This window comes from Microbacterium sp. NPDC077663 (assembly GCF_044542795.1).
Classification (GTDB): domain Bacteria; phylum Actinomycetota; class Actinomycetes; order Actinomycetales; family Microbacteriaceae; genus Microbacterium.
Window position 1 is genome coordinate 1,263,289 of the sequence record NZ_JBITVE010000001.1, and the last position, 22,992, is coordinate 1,286,280.

The window sequence follows — 22,992 nt, forward strand, 5'->3', positions numbered from 1 at the left end:
TCAGTACGAGCGGATCAGATCGGTGAGCACTCGCTGCCCGAAGACCAGCGCGTCGATCGGGACGCGCTCGTCGACACCGTGGAACATCCCCGTGAAGTCGAGATCGGTGGGCAGCCGCAACGGTGCGAACCCGAACCCGGCGATGCCGAGCTCGGCGAGGGCCTTGTTGTCGGTCCCTCCCCCCATAAGGTACGGGATGACCGGCACACCCGGATCGTGCCGTCCCAGCGCGCCGACCATCGCGTCGACGAGATCTCCGGCGAAGGGGACCTCGAGTCCGATGTCGCGGTGGACGACCTCGATACGGATGTCGTCGCCGACGATGCGCTGCACCTGCGCGAGGACCTCGTCCTCGTGCCCCGGGAGGGTGCGGATGTCGATGGCGGCGGTCGCGGCATCCGGGATCACGTTGTGCTTGTAGCCCGCGGTCAGCCCCGTCGGGTTGGTGGTGGTCCGGAAGGTGGAGCGCAGGAACGCGGATGCCGCCCCCGCCGTGTCGGCGACGGCGTCGGGATCATCGGCCAGGGTTCCGGAGAGATCGGCGAGCGAGCCGACGAGCTGACGGGTGGTGGAGGTGAGCTCGATCGGCCATCCGGTGCGGCCGAGGGCTGCGACGGCCTCGGCGAGGCGCGTGACGGCGTTGTCGGGGTGGTGCCGGCTGCCGTGGCCGGCCTGTCCCGTCGCATGGAGCCTGATCCAGATCAGCGCCTTCTCGCCGACCTGCAGGAGGTAGGCGCGTTCCTCACCCACGGCGATCGAGTAGCCGCCGACCTCGCTGATCGCCTCGGTCGCCCCCGCGAACCATTCGGCGCGGTCGCGGACGACCAGCTGGGACCCTTCGACGCCGCCATTCTCCTCGTCGGCGAAGAAGGTCAGGATGAGGTCGCGCTCGGGCCGCTCCCCCGCCCGCAGCAGGTCGCCGACGGCGGTCAGGATCATGGCGTCCATGTCCTTCATGTCGACCGCGCCGCGGCCCCACAGCATCCCGTCCTTGACGACACCCTCGAAGGGGTCGACGCTCCAGTCCTCCGCGACGGCCGGGACGACGTCGAGGTGTCCGTGGAGGATGAGGGCGGGCTTGTCGGGATTGCGCCCCGGCACCCGTGCCGTGACGTTCGTCCGACGCGGGATCGGTTCGTAGTACTCGGGGGTGAGCCCGATCGACTCGAGGTACGCGCCGACGTACTCGGCGGCCTCGCGCTCGCCTTTCGCGCGGCCTTCGCCGTGGTTCGTCGTGTCGAAACGGATGAGATCGCGCGCGACGCGGGCGACCTCGGGCAGATCGTCGGAAGCGGACATGCGGCCCACGCTACCGGGTCGATCCGCCGTCTCCGCGGAGCCCGGAAACGAGAAATGGGCCCCTTTCGGGACCCATTTCGACTCTGTGCGCGAGGGGGGACTTGAACCCCCACGCCCTATTCGGGCACTAGCACCTCAAGCTAGCGCGTCTACCTATTCCGCCACCCGCGCAGAGTTTTTTCCCGTCGTTTCCTCGGGGATTCCGGTTTCGCAACCGAGGATCGACAGTAGCACGTTCTGACCGCCGCCGATAATCGAGGCCACTACGCGGCGGACACCCCGAACAGCAGACCCAACACGTACGTGATCGCTGCCGCGCCGAAGCCGATGGCGAGCTGTCGCAGGCCGCGCCGCAGCGGCGGCGCGCCCGAGAGCAGGCCGACAGTCGCTCCGGTGAGGAGCAGAGCGAGCCCGACGAGGGCCAACGCGAGCACGACGGCCGACAGCCCCGAGAGACCGAAGATCCACGGCAGGACGGGGATGACGGCGCCGGAGGCGAAGAAGGCGAAGCTCGACCCCGCGGCCCCGAAGGCCGATCCGACGGACTCGAGGTCGGCGGGCGGCTCCGCAGCGCGGCGATACGGCACGGCGCGGTCGCTTTCCTGTGCGGTCGCGATCACCTTGCGAGCGCGCGCCAGGGCGTCGTCCTCGTCGAGTCCGCGGGTCCGATACACGAGCGCGAGCTCGTTCGCGTCCAGGTCGAGGTCGGGCAGGACGTGATCGGTGTCGTTGTTCGGATGCGTCGCCTCGATCAGTTCGCGCTGCGAGCGCACCGAGACGAATTCGCCGGCCGCCATCGACAGGGCGCCGGCGAGCAGACCGGCGATCCCGCTGAAGAGCACGAACTGCGGCGCGACGCCGGTCGCACCGATGCCCATGACGAGGGCGAGATTGGAGACCAGGCCGTCGTTGGCGCCGAAGACCGCCGCCCGGAAGGTGCCCGAGAGCCGCATCCGTCCGCGGGCGGCGAGACCGCGTACGACCTCGCCGTGGATCTTCTCGTCGGCGCGCATGGCGGGCGTCGCGTGCGGATCGTCGTCGTAGGGCGAGCGGTTCTCGGCGTTCTGGGCGAGCGCCAGGACGAAGATCGACCCGAACCGGCGGGCCATGCCCGCCAGCATCCGCGTGCGCACCGATGCCCGGGGCAGTCGTGCGGGCTCTCCGCCCAGCAGACCCAGCCAGTGCGCCTCGTGGCGCCCCTCGGCCTCGGCGAGCGCCGTGAGGATCTCGCGCTCCTCGCCGGACTTGCGCGCGGCGAGCTCGCGGTACACGCGCGCCTCGGCGCGTTCGTCGGCGAGGTAGGAGGCCCACCGCCGACGGTCGCGGGGGGTTGCGTCGGGCAGGGGCGTCGCATTCATCGTGCTCATGTCCCTTTCACGGTAGCCAGCGCATTCGCCGCGGACCGCCGGAAAGCCGGAACTGCCAGCATTTCGGGGATCCGAAGGGCGGCTCAGGAGTGCACGCGTCGCCGTAGGACGTCGATACGCGCCTGCAGCTGGGCGACCGTCGCCCGCGCGACCTCCGGCCCGCCGCACACGCGACGCAGCTCGGCGTGGACCGCGCCGTGGGGTTCGCCGCTCTGGCGGGCGTAGAGCCCGACGAGGCTGTTCAGCAGCTGCCGCTGTTCGCGAAGCGTGCGGTGCAGCGCCGGCGGCAGCGTGTTCTCGGGCTCGCCGGTCGCCTCGCCGTTCACCTTCTCCTGCGCCTCGCGCGCGTGCCGATGGCGCGTCTGCCGCGACTGCCGCTGCATGAGCAGCTCGTGCACGTGCTCGGGTTCGAGCAGCCCCGGGATCCCGAGGAACTCCTCCTCCTCGAGTGTGCCGGGGACGGCGAGCTGCCCGAACTCCTTGCCGTCGTACAGCACACGGTCGAAGTGCGCGGTCGAGCCGAGGGCCTGGTAGCTGCCCTCCTCGAGGAGCGCGTCCGAGGCCTTGTCGTCACGCTCGGCCTCCTCCAGCAGCGAATCCTCGAGACCGTCGTCGTCCGACTCCTCCCGATCGAGCGCGTGGTCGCGTTCACGCTCCATCTCGTTCGCGAGGGCCAGCAGCTGCGGGACGTTCGGGAGGAAGACGGATGCGGCTTCGCCGCGACGCCGGGCGCGCACGAAGCGCCCGATGGCCTGGGCGAAGAACAGCGGCGTCGAGGCGCTCGTCGCGTACACGCCGACGGCCAGGCGCGGGACGTCGACGCCTTCGGACACCATCCGCACCGCGACCATCCACCGCGTCGTCGACTGCGAGAAGGTCTCGATGCGTCCCGACGCTGCCTTGTCGTCGGAGAGGACGACCGTGGTCGGCTCGCCCGTGATGTCGCGCAGGATCGCGGCATAGGCCCTCGCCGCCGTCTGGTCGGTGGCGATGACGAGGCCCCCGGCATCCGGGACGTCCTGGCGGACCTCGCTGAGTCGTCGGTCGGCGGAGCGCAGGACGGCGGAGATCCACTCCCCCTCGGGATTCAGGGCGGTCCGCCACGCCTGCGCGTTGATGTCCTTCGTGTTGTCCTGACCGAGGTGGGCCTCGTACTCGTCGCCGGCCTTCGTCCGCCACTTCATCTGGCCGGCGTAGACGTGGAACAGCACCGGGCGGACGACACCGTCGGCGAGCGCGCGACCGTAGCCGTAGTTGTAATCGGTCCGCGAGAGGCGGATGCCCTTCTCGTTCGGGTGGTACTCGACGAACGGGATGGGTGCCGTGTCGCTGCGGAACGGTGTCCCCGACAACAGCAGGCGTCGGGTCGCGCGGCCGTACGCCTCGCGGAGCGCGTCGCCCCAGCTGAGCGCGTCACCGCCGTGATGGACCTCGTCGAGGATGACGAGGGAGCGCGAGTCGAGGACGAGACGCTCGTGCACCGAGGCTTTGACGGCGACCTGCGCGTAGGTGACGGCGACGCCGTGGTAGTGCCGCGCCGGCGAGTAGTGCCTGTTGCTGAAACGAGGGTCGAGGCGGATGGAGACGCGGGCCGCGGCATCCGCCCACTGCGTCTTCAGGTGCTCGGTGGGTGCGACGACGATGATGCGGTCGATCACCTGGCGCCGCAGCAACTCGCTTGCCAGGCGGAGGGCGAAGGTGGTCTTGCCGGCGCCGGGCGTCGCGGCGGCGAGGAAGTCACGCGGGCCGCGTCCGACGCCGTCGGGCCCGTCGACCTCGAAGTACCGTTCCAGGGCCTCGGCCTGCCAGGCGCGGAGGTTCTGGGCCGTTCCCCACGGGGCGCGCTGCGGGAAGGCCGGTGAGAGGTGCTCGGCGGCGAAACTCCCGAAATGGGGCTCTGTCGACGCCGCCCCCTCTTCGTTCGTCATCTCGCTCGCCACGTCGATCCACCCTAATCCTCCGGCCGACAGCGGGTCCTCCCTCAGACGTCGGCGCTCCGCGTGCGGAAGGTTCGACGGGTAGCCTCGAAGCGGAGGTGCCATGCGCGAGATCGACTCCGGGCCCGACGAGAACCGTTCGCCCTACGTCCCCAACCCGACCGCCCACCCATGGCGACGGATGGTGTCGATCGGTGACTCGTTCACCGAGGGGATCGGCGACCCCTACCCCGACCGCCCCGGCGAGCACCGCGGTTGGGCCGACCGTGTGGCAGCCGTGCTGGCCTCGCAGGTCGAGGACTTCGCCTACGCGAACCTCGCGATCCGCGGCAAGCTGATCCGCCAGATCGTGGACGACCAGGTCGAGCCGGCGCTCGCCCTCAAGCCGGACCTCATCACCCTGTCCGCCGGAGGAAACGACGTCATCCGCCCGCAGGGCGACCCGGATGCCGTTGCGGAACTGTTCGAGGATGCCGTCGCCCGCCTGTCGTCGCAGGGCGCGACGCTCCTCGTCTTCACAGCGGTCGACACCGAGTTCACTCCGGTGTTCCGCGGCATCCGCGGGCGCGTGGCGATCTACAACGAGAACATCCGCGCGATCGCCGACCGCTACGACTGCATCGTGGCCGACCAGTGGGCGCTCAAAGAGGTGCAGGACATGCGCTTCTTCGACGACGACCGGCTGCACTACAACACGCTCGGTCACCATGAGGTCGCCCGCATGGTGCTGCGCGCGCTGAACGTCCCGAACGACCTGCAGCCCATGGCGCCGGAGGCGCTTCCGGCTACGACCTGGCGCGCCGCCCGCGCGAACGACCTGGTGTGGGCGCGCGAGTACTTCGTGCCGTGGGTGCTCCGGCGGCTGCGACACCAGTCGTCCGGCGACAACATCACGGCGAAGCGCCCCGAGGCGCTGCCCTTCCCGGTGAGGACGCCCGCCGACTGACGCGCCCTAGCGCTCCGTCCTCAGCGCAGTGCCCAGAGCGCGACAGCGGCGGCCGAGGCGACGTTGAGCGAATCGACACCCCCGGCCATCGGGATCGTCACCACGGTGTCCGCTGCGGCGAGCGCCGCAGGCGACAGGCCGGTCCCCTCGGAACCCATGAGGACGGCGAGTCGCTCGGGACGCGCCGTCGCGAACACATCGAGCGGGACGGCATCCTCCGACAGCGCGAGCGCCGCGACGTGGATGCCGGCGGCCGAGAACATCGGCGTCGCCGCATCCCACTCGGGCAGCCGCGCCCACGGCACCTGGAAGACGGTACCCATGCTCACCCGCACACTGCGGCGGTAGAGGGGATCGCCGCAGCGAGGACTGACGAGGACAGCGTCGGCCCCGAGGGCAGCGGCGGCGCGGAAGGCGGCGCCGACGTTCGTGTGGTCGACGATGTCCTCCAGGACGACCACCGTGCGGGCGCCCTCCAGAAGTGCGGCCGGGTCCGGGAGCGCGGGGCGCTGCATGGCGGCGAGCGCGCCGCGGTGCACGGCGAACCCGGTGAGCGCCTCAGCGACCGTGTCCGGCACGACGAAGACGGGTGCGTCCCCCGCCAGCGGGATCGCCTCGGCCAGCCACTTCTCCTGCACGAGGAGGGAACGGGGTCGGTGGCCCGCGGCGACCGCTCGCGCGATCACCTTGGCCGACTCCGCGATGTAGAGACCCCCGGCAGGCTCTGCGACGCGACGGAGTGCCGTGTCGGTCAGATCGCGATAGTCCGCGAGGCGCGGATCGGCGGCGTCGTCGATCCGGATCGTCGTCATGAGCCCATGCTGTCACGGGCGTCGCGACGTGATCTCCGTGAAACCGCGACGGCGTAGGCTCGGTGACCGAGGAGGATCATGAGCCTGCTGCACCTGGATGACGCGACGAGCGCCGCCGTCGAACGTGCGGTCGATGCGCTCGCCGGCCGCCGCGTCGCGGTCCTCACCGGTGCCGGGGTCTCCACCGACTCCGGCATCCCCGACTACCGCGGCAAGGGCGCTCCCGTGCGCACGCCCATGACGGCGCAGGAGTTTCTCGCCGACGACGCGTCCCGGCGCCGGTACTGGGTGGGCAGCCATCTCGGTTGGCGGACGTTCGCCGCCGCGTCGCCGAACGACGGGCACCGTGCGCTCGCCGAGCTCGAGCGGTCGGGGGTCGCCACCGGCGTCATCACGCAGAACGTGGACGGCTTGCACCTGCGCGCGGGGAGCCGCCGCGTGGTCGAGCTGCACGGCACCATGCGGCGCGTGAGCTGCCTGCACTGCGGGCAGGTGTTCGACCGGCGTGACCTCGCGGCGCGCATCGACCGCGACAACCCGTGGATCACGGTGCCCGACAGTGTCGAGCTCGGCCCGGACGGCGACGTCCTGCCAGGGCGCAGCGACGGGTTCGTGGTGCCCGACTGCTCGGTCTGCGGGGGGATGCTGAAGCCCGAGGTCGTCTTCTTCGGCGAGTACATCCCTCTCGAGAAGTTCCGCGAGGCCGAGCAACTGGTGCGGGCGAGCAGCGCCCTGCTGATCGCCGGGTCATCCCTCGTGGTGAACTCCGGCATCCGCCTGCTCGATCGCGCCCGCCGCCGCAAGCTCCCCGTCGTCATCGTCAACCGCGGTCAGACCCGCGGCGACGGCCGCGCGACGGTCAAGATCGACGCCGGCACCTCCGAGGTGCTGACAGCCCTCGCCCGAACGCTCTCAGCGACCTGACACCGGCGTCGCGTCTAGGCTCGTCGGATGACGATCCTCACCCTCGTACGCCACGGCGAGACCGACTGGAACTTCTCGCGGCGGATCCAGGGATCGAGCGACATCCCCCTCAACGACACCGGCCGCGCGCAGGCGCGAGCCGCCGGCGAGGCGCTCCGCGACACCCTCGATCCGCTCACCCCGACAATCGTCGTCTCGAGCGACCTGTCCCGCGCACACGAGACCGCGTTGATCATCGCGGGGATCCTCCGTCTGCCCGAGCCGCGGACCTACCCGGCGCTCCGTGAGCGCGGGTACGGGGATGCCGAAGGGCTGACGGACGTCGAGTTCTTCGACCGCTGGGGACCCTGGCACACCGCCGTCGTTCCGGGAGCCGAGCCGTGGCCGGACGTGACCGCCCGCGCGTTGCGCGGCATCCGGGAGGCGGTCGTCGATGCACGGATCGGCCTCGCGTCCGCCGCACCCCACGTCATCGCGGTAGCCCACGGCGGACTGATCCGGACGGTCATCTCGCACGTCACGGCGGGCGAGTACCCCGAGCCGGGGCACAAGCTGGCCAACGGCTCGGCGCACACCTTCCGCGTCGAGAGCGACGGCCTCTCGCTCCTGACCTCCTCCGCACTGCCCGTCTGACGGTCAGGCGAGTCCGAGCGAGCGCGCGATCAGCAGCAGCTGCACCTCGGTCGTCCCCTCCCCCACCTCGAGGATCTTCGAATCGCGGAAGTGACGGGCCACGGGGTACTCGTTGATGAACCCGTTGCCACCGAAGATCTGGGTCGCGTCGCGCGCGTTGTCCATCGCCGCGTCACTGGAGGTGAGTTTCGCGATGGCGGCCTCGGTCTTGAACGGCAGCCCCGCGTCGCGCAGGCGTGCCGCGTGCAGCCAGGCCAAGCGTGAGACGTGCACGCGCTGCTGCATGCGCGCGAGCATGAACTGGATACTCTGCCTGCTGCCCAGCGACTCCCCGAACACGATCCGGCTCTTTGCGTAGTCGACGGCGGCTTCGAGACACCCCTCCGCGGCACCGGTGGCGAGGGCGGCGATCGCGATGCGGCCTTCGTCGAGGATGTGCAGGAAGTTCGCGAACCCGCGCCCGCGCTCGCCCAGCAGGTTCCCTTCCGGCACCCGCGCGCCGGTGAAGGCGAGCGGATGCGTGTCGCTGGCGTGCCAGCCGACCTTGTCGTAGGCGGGGCCGACCGTGAACCCGGATGTTCCGCTCGGCACGATGATCGTCGAGATCTCGCGTGTGGGCGCGCCGGGCTCGCTCGTGACCGCAGTCACCGTGACGAACCGGGTGATCGGCGTCCCGGAGTTCGTGATGAACTGCTTGGCGCCGTCGATCACCCACTCCCCGGCGTCCAGACGAGCCGTCGTGCGGGTGGCTCCGGCATCCGATCCCGCCTCGGGTTCGGTCAGCCCGAATCCGGCGAGCGCGCGTCCGGCGAGCAGGTCGGGCAGGTGCTCGTCCCGCTGCGCGTCCGTCCCGAACCGGAAGATCGGCATCGCGCCGAGGCTGACGCCCGCTTCGAGGGTGATGGCGATCGACTGATCGACGCGCGCGAGCGCTTCGATGGCGAGACCGAGCGTGATGTAGTCGCCGCCCTGGCCACCGACCTCCTCGGGGAACGGCAGACCGAAGAGCCCCATGTCGCCCATCTGGGCCACGACGTCCATGGGCAGCGACTTCGTGCGGTCGGCGTCGTACGAGACCGGAGCGACGACCTCGTCCGCGAACGAGCGTACGAGGCCCGCGAGCTCGACCTGCTCTTCACTGAGGCCGTATCCCGACAGCGACAGGCTCATGCGAACACCATCGCCCGGGCCGGGTCGCGGAGGACATCGCCGACGTCGGTGAGGAAGCGGGCAGCCTCCGCACCATCCACGAGGCGGTGGTCGAACGACAGGCTCAGCGTCATGACGTCGCGGAGCGCGATGCCGCCCTCGTGCTCCCACGGCCGGCGCTGCACGGCGCCCAGACCGAGGATCCCGGCCTCGCCGGGCACGAGGATCGGGGTCCCCGCGTCCACGCCGAACACGCCGTAGTTGGTGATCGAGAACGTGCCGCCCACGAGATCCGCCGGTGTCGACCTGCCGGCCCGCGCCGTGTCGGCAAGGGAGCGGATCGCATCGGACAGCTCGGGGAGCGACATCCCGCCGGCATCCTTCACCGAAGGGACGACCAGACCGCGTTCGGTCGCGGCGGCGATCCCCAGGTTGACCTTCGCGAAGCGGACGATCTCGCCCGCGGCGTCGTCCCACGTCGCATTCAGCTCCGGTGTGCGTCGCAGCGCGAGACACACCGCCTTCGCCGCGACGGCCATGATCCCGACCCGGTGGCCCGCATATCGGGAGTCGGCTCGCAGGCCCGCCACGAAGGCGACGGATGCCGAGACGTCGACGGTGAGGAACGTCGCCGCGTGCGGTGCGGTGAACGCGGAGCGCACCATCGCGTCGGCCGTGTGCTTGCGCACTCCGCGGATCGGTATGCGCACGTCGCCCGCGGCGGCGCGTGTCGGGGCGGCCGGCGCGGAACCGACCGGCGACGCGGGAGCGGCGGATGCGGTCGTGCGGGCGGCGTACGCCTCGACGTCGTCGCGCGTGATGACGCCGTCCACGCCGCTCGCTGCCACCAGATCCAGGTCGACACCGAGGTCGCTCGCGAGCTTGCGGACGGGCGGTGTCGAGCGCGGTCGCTCGCGCGGCTCCCGCTCGGGAGCACTGGGCGCGATCGCATCGTGCGGCGCCGCCTCGCGGACGGCCAGATCGACGGCGTCCCCGCCCGATCCTGCGCGGGCGCGCCGCTGCGGACGCGCGCTGCTGCGGGGCGCCGCCCCGTACCCGACGAGGTTGGGCTCGCGCGTGTGCTCCGCCTCGGTCGCGGGCTCACCGGCATCCGAGCCCGCGACCTCGAACGAGATGAGGACCTCCCCCACCGGGACCACATCACCCTCGGCGTGGCGGAGGGTGGCGACGGTCCCGGCGAAGGGGGACGGCAGCTCGACGACGGCTTTCGCCGTCTCGACCTCGGCGATCGTCTGGTTCAGCGTGACCTCGTCGCCGGCGGCGACGTGCCACTGCACGATCTCGGCCTCGACGAGCCCCTCGCCGAGATCCGGGAGGCGGAAATCGGTGATCATGCGGTCACCTCCGACATCCCGGCACGCCCCAGGACGCGGTCGACGGCGTCGAGGATCCGGTCGAGGTCCGGCACATGATGCTGCTCGAGCTTCGCCGGCGGATAGGGCACGTCGTGTCCCGTCACCCGCAGCGGCGGGGCCTCGAGGTAGTGGAAGCACTTCTCCGTGATGCTCGCGATGACCTCGGCGGCGACGCCGGCCTCGCGGGACGCCTCATGGGTCACGACGACGCGACCGGTGCGGCGGACCGACGCGGCGACCGTCCCGTAGTCGATGGGCGACAACGAACGCAGGTCTATGACTTCGAGGGACACGCCCTCGTCCTCGGCGGCGAGCGCGGCATCCATCGCCGTCGTGACCTGGGCGCCGTAGGTGACGACGGTGACATCGCTCCCCTCACGGACGACGCGCGCGAGCCCGAGCGGCGGCGCGTCGGCGATGTCGCTGTCGAGGTCGACCTCGCCCTTCGCGTGGTACAGCCGCTTGGGCTCGAAGAACACGACCGGATCGTCGCTCGCGATCGCCTGACGCAGCATCGTGTACGCGTCCTGCGGATTCGACACCGCCACCACGCGCAGCCCCGCCGTGTGGACGAAGTACGCCTCGGGCGACTCGGAGTGATGCTCCGCCGCGCCGACACCCCCGGCCCACGGGATGCGGATCGTCAGGGGCATCTTCACGCGCCCCTGCGTGCGGTAGTGCAGCTTGGCGACCTGGCTGACGATCTGGTCGAAAGCGGGGTAGACGAACCCGTCGAACTGGATCTCGACGATCGGCCGGAAGCCGCGGAAGGCGAGGCCCACCGCGGTCCCGACGATGCCGGATTCCGCGAGAGGGGTGTCGACCACGCGGCGCGGGCCGAACTCGGACTGCAGTCCGTCGGTGATGCGGAAGACACCGCCGAGCCGGCCGATGTCCTCACCCATCACGAGCACACGCTCGTCGTCCGTCATGGCGCGACGCATCGCCGCGGTCAGGGCCTTGCCCATCGTCAGCTCGGTCATCGCGCACCGCCCTCGGCGAAGCCGTCGAGGTAGGCGGCGAACCCGGCCCGCTGCTCCTCGATGCCGCTGTGCGACTCGGCGTAGACGTGGTCGAACACGCGCATCGGGTCGGGTGCGGCGGCCCCCACGACCGCGCTGCGCATGGCCGCCGTGAAGCGGTCGGCATCCGCGGTCAACTGCGCGGCGAACGCGTCGTCGATCGCACCGAGTGAGCGCAGGTACGACTCGACTCGGGTGAGCGGATCACGGGCACGCCAATACGCGACCTCGTCCGCGTCCCGGTACCGGGTGGGGTCGTCCGAGGTGGTGTGCGGTCCGACGCGGTACGTGACGGCCTCGAGGTAGGCCGGTCCGCGGCCGCTGCGGGCGTGGTCGGCGGCCCACCGCATCGCCGCGATGCACGCGAGCACGTCGTTGCCGTCCACGCGCAGACTCGGGATGCCGAAGCCCGGCGCGCGGCCCGCGATCGGCGTGCGCGACTGCAGTCCGACCGGCTCCGAGATCGCCCAGTGGTTGTTGGAGCACACGAACACGACGGGCACGCTGAAGGCGGAACCGAAGACCATCGCCTCGTTCACATCGCCCTGGCTCGTCGCACCGTCGCCGAAGTAGGCGACCGCCACCTGATCGCCGCCGTCGCGCTGGATGCCCATCGCGTAGCCGACGGCGTGGAGGCTCTGAGCGCCGATGATGATCTGCGGGTTCGCGACGTGGACGTCGAACGGGTCCCAGCTGGCGTGTTCGGCGCCGTGCCAGACCATGACGAAATCGCGAGGCTGCACGCCGCGCACGACTTCGATACCGATCTCGCGGTAGCTCGGGAAGAGGAAGTCGTCATCGTGACACGCCCAGGCCGTGCCGACCTGCACGGCCTCCTGCCCCTGAGCCGGCGCCCAGAGTCCCAGGTGCCCCTGACGCTGCAGGGCGACTCCCTCGGCGTCGAGCCGGCGCGTAAGGAACATGTCGCGGTAGACCTGGCGCAGCATCGCGGCGTCGACGTCGGCCGCCCACCGGTCGAGCCACTCGTCGCGGACGCGACGGCCCTCGTGGTCGAGAAGACGTGCCACGTCTTCGGTGTCGCTCGCCATGGCGGCGGCGGGGGTCAGAGTGTCGGTCATCATCGTCCCTCTCTGATCGCGGTCGCGCGTCTTGTGGACGGGTGACCGGCGCAGAACACCGGCTTCGTCGCCGGATGCTGCGAGAGTACGTCGGCATCGCACCTCGCTCAAGCATCGACTGCAACATTGAGCAGGATGCGTAAACGACGGGATGACCCCCTGCTATGGTGTGGCACTATGAGCGCCCTCGACCACGTGGATCTCGAGCTGCTGAACGCCCTCGCCGAGGACCACCGCGCCACGGTGGTCGCGCTCGCCGAGCGTCTCGGGCTCTCCCGCAACACCGTTCAGGCCCGCATGGCGAAGCTCGAACGGTCAGGCGTCTTCCTTTCGTTCGAACGCGCCATGTCGCCGGCTGCCCTGGGCTACACGATCGACGCGATCCTGCACGTGCAGGTGCGTCAGGCGGACCTGCCGCGGATCACCGACGAACTGCAGGAGATCCCCGAGGTCGTGCAGTGTCACGGTCTCAGCGGGCCCGTGGACCTCCTCGTGCGGGTCGCGGCGCGCGACACGCAGCACCTGTTCGACATCGACGCCCGCATCCTCGCCATCGACGGCGTGGAGCGCACCGAGACCTCCCTCGCCATGGGCGAGGTCATCGGCTACCGGGTCCGACCTCTCCTGGCAGCGGCTCGGCGGGGGAACTGACATCGGAGGGCGCGCGCTCCTCGGCACGGACGAGGACCACGCCCGCCAGGATGAGCGCGCCGCCGACGAACTGGACCGGGGCCGGGGCCTCGCCCAGCAGCAGCCACGCGAAGCTCAGCGCGAACAGCACCTCCGAAAGACCGACGAAGGAGGCCAGGCGCGATCCGATCTTCGGCACGGCCATGACCCCGAACGCATATCCCATCGCCGTGCAGAGCCCGACGAGCAGCAGCGGGACCAACGGTGCGGCGCTCACCCCGAGAAGATCCACCGGCTCCGCCGACACGGTGAGGGGAAGGATGCCGAGGCCGGCCAGGGCGAGGATCGTCACGGTGCCGACGAGGAGTCCGCCGGCGGCGAGGGCGAGCGGCGGCAGGTCGTCGCCCGTGCGCTCGCTCATCACGAAGTACACGCACGCGCAGACGGCGGCGAGAAGAGCGAAGATCGTTCCCAGAAGGTCGAAGCGGGCGCCGGCGATGTCCACGACGAGGACCAGTCCGGCCATGGCGACGACGGATCCGATCAGGACCGTGCGGGACGGTGCGCGACGCGTCCTGGCCCACACGAAAAGCACCAGCATGACGGGCGCGAGGTATTGGATGAGCAGGGCGACACCCACCGGCATCCGCTGCAGCGCCGAGAAATAGAAAATCTGGCAGCCGACGACGGGGATGAGCCCGAACGCGACCAGCGACAGCCAGTGCACGCGGAGGAAGTCGGGGCGCTGACGGAGGGTGCGCACGAGCGCCGGCAAGAGGACGAGTCCCGCGACACCCATGCGAATCGCGAGCACCGATGCGAGCGACCAACCGCCCTCGAGGAGCGGTTTGGCGATCGGCCCGCTGATGGAGAACGTCAGGGCGCTCGTCACCGCGAGGATCAGCCCGGACGACGGCACCTGTCGCACCAGGGGATCGCGGCCCGCGGCGGGCCGTGCGGGTGCCGTGTGCGTCATCGGTGCCCCTCGGGATTCGGTTCGGCCGGTCATGACCTAAGCATGTTTACACTGGTGACAGTAGCGATCCCACGCGTCAGGAGTCAACACCATGTTCATCCGTGACACCGAGATCTCTCTACGCGCAGCGACGGCGCTGGTGAACTCCCTCCCGGGGATCGACGCGGAGAGGGTCGATCGCCTCGCCACGTTGGAGGACATGGGGGTGTTCCTGCGGGAGTTCCCCTACAGCGGCGTGATCCGCCGCGACGACGTCGAACTGTCGGAGCTCCGGGCGGCACGCACACGATTACGGATGCTGTGGACCGGCGATCGTGTCGCAGCGGTCCCCATCGTCAACGCCATGCTCCGCGAAGGGAAGGCTCTCCCCCAGCTCGTCATCCACGACGGCTACGACTGGCACATCCACGCGACCGACGACGCGGCTCCGCTCGCGACGCGCATCACCGTGGAGGTCGCGATGGCCTTCGTCGACGTCATCCGATCCGACGAATTCGACCGCGTCCGCGTCTGCTCCGCCGACGACTGCGAAGCCGTGTACATCGACTACTCGAAGAACGGCTCCAAGCGCTACTGCGACACCGGCAACTGCGGCAACCGCATGAACGTCATGGCGTATCGGAGGCGGAAGGCCGAAGAAAGCGCGTGACGGCGGATGCCGCGGCCCGCGGCGTCTCGTAGTGGATGAGATGCCCCACGCCGGGGATCACCACGAGCTCCGCGTCCGGGAAGAGCTTCTGCAACTCGTACTGCGCGGACAGCGGGGTGATGTCGTCGTTCTCGGCCGCGATCAGCAGCGTGGGAACGGCGATGCGCGGAGCGGCGGCTCGGACGTCGTTCGAGACCGAGGTGACGAAGGCCTCGTGGAGTGTGTCCCGGTCGGCGAAACGCGAGAAGTACGTGTCGTGCTGATTGTGGATGAAGGCACGCAGGGTCGTGTCGCGCGTCTTGGCCATGGCGATGCTCATCACGCGGACGATCACGGGGTTGCGCAGCAGCGCGTCACCCAGCCGCCGCGGCAGTCGCGCCCCCGCCCAGTAGTAGAAGATCGCCAGTCGTGTGAGGATGCCACGGGGCCCCTCGAGCGCGGGAGCGCCGATCGGGTTCACGAGGATCAGCCGAGGCGCCGGGAGCCCGCGCGCGACGGCGGCCGACGCGACGATCGACCCGAAGGAGTGGCCGAGGACGACGGCGCCGGGCGCTGCCGCGGCGGCGAAGGCCGTGAGCCAGTCGGCGTACGAGTCCAGGTCGTGCCGTCCCGGCAGGGCCGGCGTCTCGCCGAACCCGGGCAGGTCGGGCGAGATCACCCGGACGCCCTCCAGGAAGGCGACCACCGGCTCGAGGCCGTGATGCTCCCCCCGGAAGCCGTGCACCGCGAGGATCGTGGTGTCCGCGTCGTCCGGACCGTAGACCCAGTAGGCCGTCGGTACACCCGCGACGGTCACCTCGTGGCGCTGAACAGAGATCGCGCGCAAGCGGTCGGCGTACGGGCTGGCGACGGTCACTCCACGAGTCTACGAGCGCGGCGCGCCGCCCGAGGGATGTCGGAGGCTCGTCCTACGGTCGGAGCGTGGTGAGTTGGCAGTCGATCCCCCTGTGGGACGACGACGCGTGGGACGGGGACAACGGCCCCGACCACGACTCCGCGCCCGGGCTTGTCGCCGATGACCCGCCGGGCGTCGGCGCCCTCGGGGTGTTCGACCTCGAGACGACGGGGATCGACGTCCGCGAGGACCGCATCGTCACCGCGCACGTCGGGGTGCTGGACGCGGGCGGACGCGTCGTCTCCGCTCGGAACTGGCTCGCCGACCCGGGCGTCGAGATCCCGGCCGGCGCGACCGCCGTGCACGGGATCACGACGGACCACGCACGCGCTGCCGGCCGTTCTGCCGCGGAGGTCGTCGCCGAGGTGACGGCTGCCCTGCGCGAGCTCTTCGACCGCGGAATCCCGGTTGTCGCCTACAACGCGCCCTTCGACTTCTCGATGCTCAAGTACGAGGCGCTGCGCCACTCCGTGGAACCTATCGCCGCCCCGTCACCTGTCATCGACCCCCTCGTGGTGGACAAGACCTACGACCGCTATCGCCGCGGCAAGCGCACGCTCGAGGTCGTCGCAGCCCACTACGCGGTCCCGCTTGAGGGCGCTCACGACGCCGCGGCCGACGCCGTGGCCGCGGGCCGGGTCGCGCAGGCCATCGCCGCCCGGTACGGGCTCGAGTTGGGGTCTCTCGAACTCCACACGCAGCAGGTGTCCTGGGCCAGGGCGCAGGCCGAGAGCCTCACGGAGTACTTCATCAGCATCGGCCGCCTCGACCCCGAGGACGCCCTCGACGGCAGCTGGCCGATCCGCTGATCGCCCCGGGGAACGACGAAGGCCCCGCCGGAGCGGGGCCTTCGAGGGTGGCTGCTTACTTGCTGCCGAAGTTCTTGAAGCGCTGGTTGAACTTCTCGACGCGGCCGGCCGAGTCCATGATGCGCTGCTTGCCCGTGTAGAACGGGTGCGAGGCGGACGAGATCTCGACGTCGATGACGGGGTACGTCTCGCCGTCCAGCTCGATCGTCTTATCGCTGGAGACCGTCGAACGGGTCAGGAAGGTCTCGCCGGAGCCGAGGTCGCGGAACACGACGGCGCGGTACTCGGGGTGGATGTCAGTCTTCATTGGGTTCCTCACGAAGTGCCCTGGATTTTGCCAGGTGCGGTGGAAGTCTGCGGCGCGAGTGCGCCAACGCGAGAGTCTATCAGGATGCCGCGCGAGCGGCGAACCGGCCATCCTCGGCGGTGAGCGTGATCGGCATGCCGAAGGTCGCGGTCAGGTTCTCAGCGGTCAGCGTCTCGGCGATCGGGCCCTGCGCGACCGCCGCCCCCTCACGCAGCAGCAGGACGTGCGTGAAGCCGACGGGGATCTCTTCGACGTGATGGGTGACCATGATCATGGCCGGCGTCGACTCCTCCTGCGCGTACCCGCCGAGGAGCGACAGCAATTCCTCGCGGGCGCCGAGGTCGAGGCTCGCGGTGGGCTCGTCGAGCAGCAGCAGCTCGGGGTCCGTCATGACGGCTCGGGCGATCTGGACACGCTTCTGTTCACCGTCCGACAGCGTGCCGAAGGTGCGGTCGGCGAGATCGGCGAGACCCCACTCCCCCAGCACACGACGCGCACGGCGCTCGTCGATCGCCTCGTAGTCCTCGCGCCAGCGCCCCAGCACCGAGTACGCCGCCGTGAGAACGACGTCCAGCACGGACTCGTCCTGCGGGACGCGCTTGGCCATCGCCGACGACGCGAAGCCGATCCGGGGGCGGAGGTCGAAGACATCCGTGCGCCCCAGCCGCTCATCGAGGACGGTCACCGCGCCGGACGTCGGGTGGACCAGGGTCGCAGCGAGCTGCAGCACGGTGGTCTTGCCGGCGCCGTTGGGGCCGAGGACGACCCAGCGCTGGTCGGACTCGACCTCCCAGTCGATCCCGTCGACGATGTTGCGGGCGTTGCGGCGGACGACGACGTCGGCGAGTTCGAGGACCTGAGGCATGGCCCCAGCCTATCGAGCGTCGCGGCGCTACCGAGCGGCCGCCACGACCTCCCGGTAGAGCGCCGCCGTCTCGTCGGCGATCGCCTCCCAGCTGAAGGCGGATGCCGCCCGCTCACGACCGGCTCTGCCGTAGGCGCGCGCCCGCTCCGGGTCGGAGACGACCTCGGTCAACGTGGCGGCGAGGTCGGCGACGAACTTCTCCGGATCGACCGGCGTCCCGGTGCCGTCCTCGGCCTGCTCGATCTCGACCAGTCGCCCCGTGACGCCGTCGATGACGACCTCCGGGATGCCGCCGGTCGCCGTTCCCACGACGGCGGCCCCGCAGGCCATCGCCTCGAGGTTCACGATGCCGAGAGGCTCGTAGATCGACGGGCACACGAACGTCGTCGCGGATGTGAGGATCGCGCACAGGTCCGGACGCGGCAGGAACTCCTCGATCCACACGACCCCCTCGCGGCTGCGCTGGAGTTGCTGCACGAGACCCTGCACCTCCGCCATGATCTCGGGCGTGTCGGGGGCACCGGCGCAGAGGATCAACTGGACCTCGGGCGGCAGGAGCTCGGCGGCGCGGAGGAAGTAGGGCAGACCCTTCTGCCGGGTGATGCGCCCGACGAAGACGACCGATGGGCGCGACGCGTCGATCCCCCACCGCGACAGCAGCTCCGGGTCCTCGCGCGGCTGCCAGGCGTCGACGTCGATGCCGTTGTAGATGACGCGCACCTTGGCGGGATCGAGATCGGGGTAGCTCCGGAGGATGTCGCGCCGCATCCCGTCGCTCACGGCGACGACCGCGGCGGCGTTCTCGTAGGCGGTCTTCTCGACGTAGCTCGACAGGGCGTACCCGCCGCCGAGCTGCTCGGCCTTCCAGGGCCGCAGCGGCTCGAGGGAATGCGCCGTCACGACATGCGGGACACCGTGCAGCATCGAGGCGAGGAATCCGGCGTAGTTCGCGTACCAGGTGTGGCTGTGCACGACGTCCGCACCGGCGACGTCGCCGACGATCTCGAGGTCGGTGCCCAGCGTCTGCAGGGCCGGATTGGCAGCCGACAGCCCGGACGGGACGGCGTACGCGGTCGTGTCCGCCTCGTCGCGCGGGGCACCGAACGCGCGCACCTGGACCTCCATCCGGGAACGGAGCGCCTTGACGAGTTCGGTCACGTGGACACCCGCTCCGCCGTAGATCTCGGGCGGGTATTCCTTCGTGACGATGTCGACGCGCATGGACCGAACTCTAGGGCACCGGGACACGGCGTCACAGTCCTGGTCGGAGCCTCCGAAAGGCACATAGTGTGAGCACATGGCAGCATCCCCGAAGGTCCTCGGCATCGTCCTCGCCGGAGGCGAGGGCAAGCGACTCATGCCGCTCACCCAGGACCGCGCGAAACCCGCCGTGCCCTTCGGCGGGCAGTACCGGTTGATCGATTTCGCGATCTCGAACCTCATCAACTCCGAGCTCCGCCAGATCGTGGTGCTCACCCAGTACAAGTCCCACAGCCTCGATCGCCACGTGTCGCAGACCTGGCGGATGTCGGCCCTGCTGGGCGCATACGTCACCTCCGTGCCGGCGCAGCAACGGCTCGGCAAGCGGTGGTTCTCGGGATCCGCCGACGCGATCCTGCAGTCCCTCAACCTCATCCACGACGAGAAGCCCGACATCGTGGCCGTCATCGGCGCCGATCACGTCTACCGCATGGACTTCCAGCAGATGATCGAGGCGCACATCGCCTCGGGTGCCCGCGCCTCGGTCGCCGGCATCCGTCAGCCCATCTCGCTGGCCAACCAGTTCGGCGTGATCGACGTGGATCCCACCGACGGTGTCACCATCCGCGACTTCCTCGAGAAGCCGCAGAACCCGACCGGACTCCCGGACAGCCCGGGCGAGGTCCTCGCCTCGATGGGCAACTACGTCTTCGACACCGACGCCCTCATCGAAGCCGTCGAGGCGGACGGCGAGCTGCCGACCTCGAACCACGACATGGGCGGCGACATCATCCCCTACTTCGTGTCGCGCGGCGAGGCGGCGGTCTACGACTTCAAGCGCAACGACGTCCCCGGGTCCACCGACCGCGACCGCGACTACTGGCGGGATGTGGGTACGATCGACTCCTTCTTCGACGCGCACATGGACCTCATCTCGGCGCTGCCGGTGTTCAACCTGTACAACATGGACTGGCCGATCCGCTCGCAGTCGGTGAACTCGCCGCCCGCGAAGTTCGTCCGCGACGGGATGGGGCGCATCGGGAACGCCATCGACTCGATCGTCTCGCTCGGCTGCGTGCTCTCGGGCACGCACCTCGAGCGCAGCGTGCTGGGTCCCTGGACGCTCTCGGGCGGCGGTGCGACGATCACCGATTCGGTCCTGTTCGACCACGTCAGCGTCGGCGCGGGAGCGCGGGTGCACCGCGCGATCCTCGACAAGAACGTCGTGATCGAGCCGGGCGCCACGGTGGGTGTCGACCGCGAGCTCGATCTGTCGCGCGGCTTCACGGTCACCGACAGCGGGCTCACGGTCGTGGGGAAGAACATCCGCATCACCGCGTGAGCGCGTGCCGCCGGCGACGGAGCCGGTAGCGTTGTCGGGTGCCTCACGCCCGGTTCCTCGTCGTGTTCGACGCCGATTCCACGATCATCCGCAACGAGGTCATCGAGCTGATCGCGGATGAAGCCGGCCGCGGGCCCGAGGTCGCCGCCGCGACCGAGGCCGCCATGCGCGGAGAGGTCGACTTCGCGACGAGTCTGCGCGCCCGCGCCGGCGAACTCGCGGGCGTGCCCGTCGCCTCCTTCCCCCGCGTGCTCGCCCGCATCGAACCGACGCCGGGCGTCCAGGAGCTCATCGCGGCGATCCACGATCGGGGCGGCGTCGCGGCAGTGGTCTCGGGAGGCTTCCACGAGATCCTCGACACGGTCGCCCCCTCGCTCGGGGTCGACGTCTGGCGCGCGAATCGCCTGGCAACCGCCCACGGCGTCCTGACCGGTGTCGTCGACGGCCCGATCGTCGACGCGGCGGGCAAGGCGGAGTCCCTGCGGGAATGGGCGCACACCCACGGTGTGGCGATGTCGGCGACGATCGCCGTCGGCGACGGGGCGAACGACCTCCTGATGATGGATGCCGCGGGCCTGGGGGTCGCCTTCAACGCGAAGCCGGCGGTCCGCCGCCGTGCCGACCTCGTCGTGGGCCCGGTCGATCTCGCCGAGCTCATCCCGCTCCTCCCTTGACGCGACCCCGATGGGGTGTCAGCGATCGCGAGTAGCCTCGCGGGCATGGACATCATCCTCATCCCCGGACTCTGGTTGACCGCGTCGTCGTGGGACGACGTGCTGCCCGCGCTGCGCGAGGCGGGGCACACCCCGCATCCGCTCACGATGCCCGGCGTCGGCGTCGCCAACTCCGACGCCCGCCTCTCCGACTGGGTCGACGCCGTCGTCGACGAGATCGACCGCATCGACGGTCCGGTCGTCCTCGTCGGTCACAGCGGCGGCGGGAACGTCGCGTGGGGTGCCGCCGAACGCCGCGCCGACCGAGTGAGCCGGGTCGTGTTCGTCGACACGACGCCTCCCCCGCCCAGAGCGGACATCTCCGAATTCCCCGTCGTCGACGGGGTGATCCCGTTCCCGGGGTGGGACTTCTTCGACGCCGAGGATGTCGCGGACCTCGACGACGCGACACGCCGGCGCACCGCTCCGCTCACGGCATCCGTCCCCGCGAAGGTGCCGACCGACGGTCTCGCGCTCGAGGGCACCGAACGGCATCGCGTCCCTGTCACCATGCTCATGGGGTCGATGGACGAGGCGACGTTCCGCGAAGTGGTGCAGAAGTGGGGCGCGTTCGCGGCGGAGTTCGCCGCCATCGAGCATGCGGAGGTCGTCCGGATCGACACCGGGCACTGGCCGCAGTTCTCGGCGCCGAGCCGGCTGGCGCGCCGGATCATCGACGCGGTGGGCTGACTCCGGTCAGTGCCCCATGCCGAGACCGCCGTCGACGGGGATGACGGCGCCGGAGATGTAGGCGGCGTCGTCCGATGCCAGCCAGACGACGGCGGCGGCGACCTCGTCGGCGGCCCCGAAGCGCGCAGCGGGGATGTTCTGCTTGTACTCCGCCTGAGTGTCGTCGGGCAGCGCCGCCGTCATGTCCGTCTCGATGAAGCCGGGTGCGACGACGTTCGCCGTGATGCCGCGCGACCCGAGCTCGCGCGTGAGCGAGCGGGCGAAACCGACGAGCGCGCTCTTCGACGACGAGTAGTTGATCTGTCCGGCCGAGCCGTAGAGGCCGACGACCGAGGAGATGAGGATGACGCGGCCCCACTTGGCGCGCAGCATCCCCTTCGCGGCACGCTTGACGACGCGGAAGGCGCCGCCGAGGTTGGTCGAGACGACGGTGTCGAAGTCGTCCTCGGTCATGCGAAGGAGCAGCGTGTCCTTCGTGATGCCGGCGTTGGCGACGACGACACCCACGGGCCCGAGCTGCTGCTCGACCTCGGTGTACGCCGCGTCGAGCGACGTCGCGTCGGTGACGTCGGCGCGCACGGTCAGCGTCCCCTCGGGCCCCTCGCCCGACCGTGCCGTGACGGCCACCGTGTAGCCCTCCGAGACGAACCGTTCGGCGATCGCGCGGCCGATGCCGCGGTTGCCTCCGGTGACGAGGACGACGCGCTCGTGGGACATGCTTCTCCTTGCTCCGAGCCGGGTGAACCGCACCAGCCTAGCGGCGTGTACGGCGGGTAGGCTGGGGGTCAACCCGCCTGAAGGAGACGGACGTGACCGACGCCACGAACACCCCGCCGCAGCCCTCCGACGTGCCGCCGGCACCGCCCGCACCGAGCGACGCCTACCCGCCCGCTCCCCCCTACGCGTCTCCTGCGTCGCAGGGGCAACCGGCCTACGGCGAGCAGCCGGGCTACCCGCAGCCCTACGCCCAGCCGTCGTACGGCCAGCCGTCGTACGGCCAGCCGGCCTATGGACAGCAGACCTACGGCCAGCCGGCCTACGGGTACGCGCCCGCCCGACCGAACAACGTCCTCGCGATCATCTCGCTCGTAGCCTCGATCGCCGGCCTGACGCTCGTTCCCTTCATCGGCTCGATCGCCGGTGTCATCACCGGGCACATGTCGCTCAAGCAGCTCAAGACCTCGGGCGAGAACGGCCGCGGGATGGCGCTGGCCGGCACGATCATCGGATGGATCGGGTCGGGGTTCTGGCTGCTCCTCATCCTCATCTGGGTGTTCGCCGCGATCTTCCTCGTCGCCGCCGTTCCGTCGATGGTCCAATACTCCTAGGAGCCCCCCACGTCCCGCCGCACCAAGCACGACGCCACGCAGTC

General features: G+C 70.4%; 24 protein-coding genes and 1 tRNA gene. 10 read left to right on the forward strand and 15 right to left on the reverse strand.

From position 1 onward, the window contains the following. From ACIGEP_RS06220 to ACIGEP_RS06235, 4 genes are all read right to left on the reverse strand, one after another. Complete coding sequence (locus tag ACIGEP_RS06220; RefSeq protein ID WP_396660729.1) at positions 1 to 1,299, reverse strand: M20/M25/M40 family metallo-hydrolase; 1,299 nt, start codon at positions 1,297 to 1,299, stop codon at positions 1 to 3. Between the two features lie 86 nt (positions 1,300 to 1,385). Next, positions 1,386 to 1,470: transfer RNA gene (locus tag ACIGEP_RS06225), tRNA-Leu, on the reverse strand. 92 nt (positions 1,471 to 1,562) lie between these two features. Next, positions 1,563 to 2,666, reverse strand: coding sequence for a VIT1/CCC1 family protein (locus tag ACIGEP_RS06230; RefSeq protein WP_396660730.1), 1,104 nt, complete (start codon positions 2,664 to 2,666; stop codon positions 1,563 to 1,565). Between the two features lie 83 nt (positions 2,667 to 2,749). Continuing rightward, complete coding sequence (locus ACIGEP_RS06235; RefSeq protein ID WP_396661024.1) at positions 2,750 to 4,594, reverse strand: DEAD/DEAH box helicase; 1,845 nt, start codon at positions 4,592 to 4,594, stop codon at positions 2,750 to 2,752. Positions 4,595 to 4,706: 112 nt separating this feature from the next. Between ACIGEP_RS06235 and ACIGEP_RS06240 the strand changes: the two genes are divergently transcribed. Further along, positions 4,707 to 5,549 carry an SGNH/GDSL hydrolase family protein gene (locus ACIGEP_RS06240; RefSeq protein ID WP_396660731.1) on the forward strand — a complete coding sequence of 281 codons (843 nt, stop codon included), beginning with the start codon at positions 4,707 to 4,709 and terminating at the stop codon, positions 5,547 to 5,549. Between the two features lie 20 nt (positions 5,550 to 5,569). Here ACIGEP_RS06240 and ACIGEP_RS06245 read toward each other — a convergent pair whose 3' ends face one another. Further along, positions 5,570 to 6,361: a TrmH family RNA methyltransferase gene (locus tag ACIGEP_RS06245; RefSeq protein WP_396660732.1), complete on the reverse strand. Its 792-nt coding sequence runs from the start codon at positions 6,359 to 6,361 to the stop codon at positions 5,570 to 5,572. A gap of 78 nt (positions 6,362 to 6,439) precedes the next feature. Here ACIGEP_RS06245 and ACIGEP_RS06250 point away from each other — a divergent pair, with 78 nt between their 5' ends. Continuing rightward, entirely contained in the window at positions 6,440 to 7,285 is an 846-nt protein-coding gene (locus ACIGEP_RS06250) for a Sir2 family NAD-dependent protein deacetylase (protein WP_396660733.1), read from the forward strand. A gap of 27 nt (positions 7,286 to 7,312) precedes the next feature. Further along, positions 7,313 to 7,918: a histidine phosphatase family protein gene (locus ACIGEP_RS06255; protein WP_396660734.1), complete on the forward strand. Its 606-nt coding sequence runs from the start codon at positions 7,313 to 7,315 to the stop codon at positions 7,916 to 7,918. Between the two features lie 3 nt (positions 7,919 to 7,921). On the opposite strand, the gene ACIGEP_RS06260 is transcribed toward ACIGEP_RS06255, so the two are convergent. The 4 genes from ACIGEP_RS06260 to pdhA are packed head-to-tail and all read right to left on the reverse strand — an operon-like array spanning position 7,922 to position 12,544. Then, positions 7,922 to 9,088 carry an acyl-CoA dehydrogenase family protein gene (locus ACIGEP_RS06260; RefSeq protein ID WP_396660735.1) on the reverse strand — a complete coding sequence of 389 codons (1,167 nt, stop codon included), beginning with the start codon at positions 9,086 to 9,088 and terminating at the stop codon, positions 7,922 to 7,924. Continuing rightward, complete coding sequence (locus ACIGEP_RS06265) at positions 9,085 to 10,422, reverse strand: dihydrolipoamide acetyltransferase family protein (RefSeq protein WP_396660736.1); 1,338 nt, start codon at positions 10,420 to 10,422, stop codon at positions 9,085 to 9,087. The genes ACIGEP_RS06260 and ACIGEP_RS06265 overlap by 4 nt, the downstream gene beginning before the upstream one ends. Further along, positions 10,419 to 11,426 carry an alpha-ketoacid dehydrogenase subunit beta gene (locus tag ACIGEP_RS06270; RefSeq protein WP_396660737.1) on the reverse strand — a complete coding sequence of 336 codons (1,008 nt, stop codon included), beginning with the start codon at positions 11,424 to 11,426 and terminating at the stop codon, positions 10,419 to 10,421. Before ACIGEP_RS06270 ends, ACIGEP_RS06265 begins: the two co-directional genes overlap by 4 nt. Further along, a complete protein-coding gene (gene pdhA / locus ACIGEP_RS06275) occupies positions 11,423 to 12,544 on the reverse strand; it encodes a pyruvate dehydrogenase (acetyl-transferring) E1 component subunit alpha (protein WP_396660738.1) in 1,122 nt (373 codons plus the stop codon). The genes ACIGEP_RS06270 and pdhA overlap by 4 nt, the downstream gene beginning before the upstream one ends. Positions 12,545 to 12,721: 177 nt before the next feature. On the opposite strand from pdhA, the gene ACIGEP_RS06280 reads away from it, so the two are divergent. Next, positions 12,722 to 13,195, forward strand: coding sequence for an Lrp/AsnC family transcriptional regulator (locus ACIGEP_RS06280; protein ID WP_396660739.1), 474 nt, complete (start codon positions 12,722 to 12,724; stop codon positions 13,193 to 13,195). On the opposite strand, the gene ACIGEP_RS06285 is transcribed toward ACIGEP_RS06280, so the two are convergent. Further along, positions 13,143 to 14,150, reverse strand: coding sequence for a DMT family transporter (locus tag ACIGEP_RS06285; protein ID WP_396660740.1), 1,008 nt, complete (start codon positions 14,148 to 14,150; stop codon positions 13,143 to 13,145). The two genes, ACIGEP_RS06280 and ACIGEP_RS06285, sit on opposite strands and share 53 nt — an antisense overlap. Positions 14,151 to 14,241: 91 nt before the next feature. On the opposite strand from ACIGEP_RS06285, the gene ACIGEP_RS06290 reads away from it, so the two are divergent. After that, positions 14,242 to 14,799 (forward strand): CGNR zinc finger domain-containing protein, encoded by a 558-nt coding sequence (locus ACIGEP_RS06290; RefSeq protein WP_396660741.1) that lies wholly within the window; start codon positions 14,242 to 14,244, stop codon positions 14,797 to 14,799. Here the strand turns inward: ACIGEP_RS06290 and ACIGEP_RS06295 are convergent. After that, the gene (locus ACIGEP_RS06295; RefSeq protein WP_396660742.1) at positions 14,759 to 15,655 is read right to left on the reverse strand and encodes an alpha/beta fold hydrolase; all 897 of its coding nucleotides are present in this window, start codon (positions 15,653 to 15,655) and stop codon (positions 14,759 to 14,761) included. The genes ACIGEP_RS06290 and ACIGEP_RS06295 overlap by 41 nt on opposite strands. A gap of 65 nt (positions 15,656 to 15,720) precedes the next feature. On the opposite strand from ACIGEP_RS06295, the gene ACIGEP_RS06300 reads away from it, so the two are divergent. Beyond that, positions 15,721 to 16,503 (forward strand): exonuclease domain-containing protein, encoded by a 783-nt coding sequence (locus ACIGEP_RS06300; protein ID WP_396660743.1) that lies wholly within the window; start codon positions 15,721 to 15,723, stop codon positions 16,501 to 16,503. A gap of 55 nt (positions 16,504 to 16,558) precedes the next feature. Here ACIGEP_RS06300 and ACIGEP_RS06305 read toward each other — a convergent pair whose 3' ends face one another. The 3 genes from ACIGEP_RS06305 to glgA all read right to left on the reverse strand — a co-directional run bounded on the left by ACIGEP_RS06305 (position 16,559) and on the right by glgA (position 18,896). Beyond that, a complete protein-coding gene (locus ACIGEP_RS06305) occupies positions 16,559 to 16,810 on the reverse strand; it encodes a type B 50S ribosomal protein L31 (protein WP_018186539.1) in 252 nt (83 codons plus the stop codon). Between the two features lie 79 nt (positions 16,811 to 16,889). Beyond that, positions 16,890 to 17,675: an ABC transporter ATP-binding protein gene (locus ACIGEP_RS06310; RefSeq protein WP_396660744.1), complete on the reverse strand. Its 786-nt coding sequence runs from the start codon at positions 17,673 to 17,675 to the stop codon at positions 16,890 to 16,892. 27 nt (positions 17,676 to 17,702) lie between these two features. Further along, a complete protein-coding gene (gene glgA / locus ACIGEP_RS06315; RefSeq protein ID WP_396660745.1) occupies positions 17,703 to 18,896 on the reverse strand; it encodes a glycogen synthase in 1,194 nt (397 codons plus the stop codon). Between the two features lie 76 nt (positions 18,897 to 18,972). Here glgA and glgC point away from each other — a divergent pair, with 76 nt between their 5' ends. The 3 genes from glgC to ACIGEP_RS06330 are packed head-to-tail and all read left to right on the forward strand — an operon-like array spanning position 18,973 to position 21,620. Beyond that, on the forward strand, positions 18,973 to 20,217 hold the full coding sequence (gene glgC / locus ACIGEP_RS06320) for a glucose-1-phosphate adenylyltransferase (RefSeq protein ID WP_396660746.1): 1,245 nt from the start codon (positions 18,973 to 18,975) through the stop codon (positions 20,215 to 20,217). Positions 20,218 to 20,255: 38 nt separating this feature from the next. Continuing rightward, positions 20,256 to 20,891 (forward strand): phosphoserine phosphatase SerB, encoded by a 636-nt coding sequence (gene serB / locus ACIGEP_RS06325; protein ID WP_396660747.1) that lies wholly within the window; start codon positions 20,256 to 20,258, stop codon positions 20,889 to 20,891. Between the two features lie 45 nt (positions 20,892 to 20,936). Further along, the gene (locus ACIGEP_RS06330) at positions 20,937 to 21,620 is read left to right on the forward strand and encodes an alpha/beta fold hydrolase (RefSeq protein ID WP_396660748.1); all 684 of its coding nucleotides are present in this window, start codon (positions 20,937 to 20,939) and stop codon (positions 21,618 to 21,620) included. 6 nt (positions 21,621 to 21,626) lie between these two features. Here the strand turns inward: ACIGEP_RS06330 and fabG are convergent, their stop codons facing one another. Continuing rightward, positions 21,627 to 22,337 (reverse strand): 3-oxoacyl-ACP reductase FabG, encoded by a 711-nt coding sequence (gene fabG / locus ACIGEP_RS06335; protein ID WP_396660749.1) that lies wholly within the window; start codon positions 22,335 to 22,337, stop codon positions 21,627 to 21,629. Between the two features lie 92 nt (positions 22,338 to 22,429). On the opposite strand from fabG, the gene ACIGEP_RS06340 reads away from it, so the two are divergent. Then, complete coding sequence (locus tag ACIGEP_RS06340) at positions 22,430 to 22,948, forward strand: DUF4190 domain-containing protein (RefSeq protein ID WP_396660750.1); 519 nt, start codon at positions 22,430 to 22,432, stop codon at positions 22,946 to 22,948. Positions 22,949 to 22,992 lie beyond the last annotated feature (44 nt).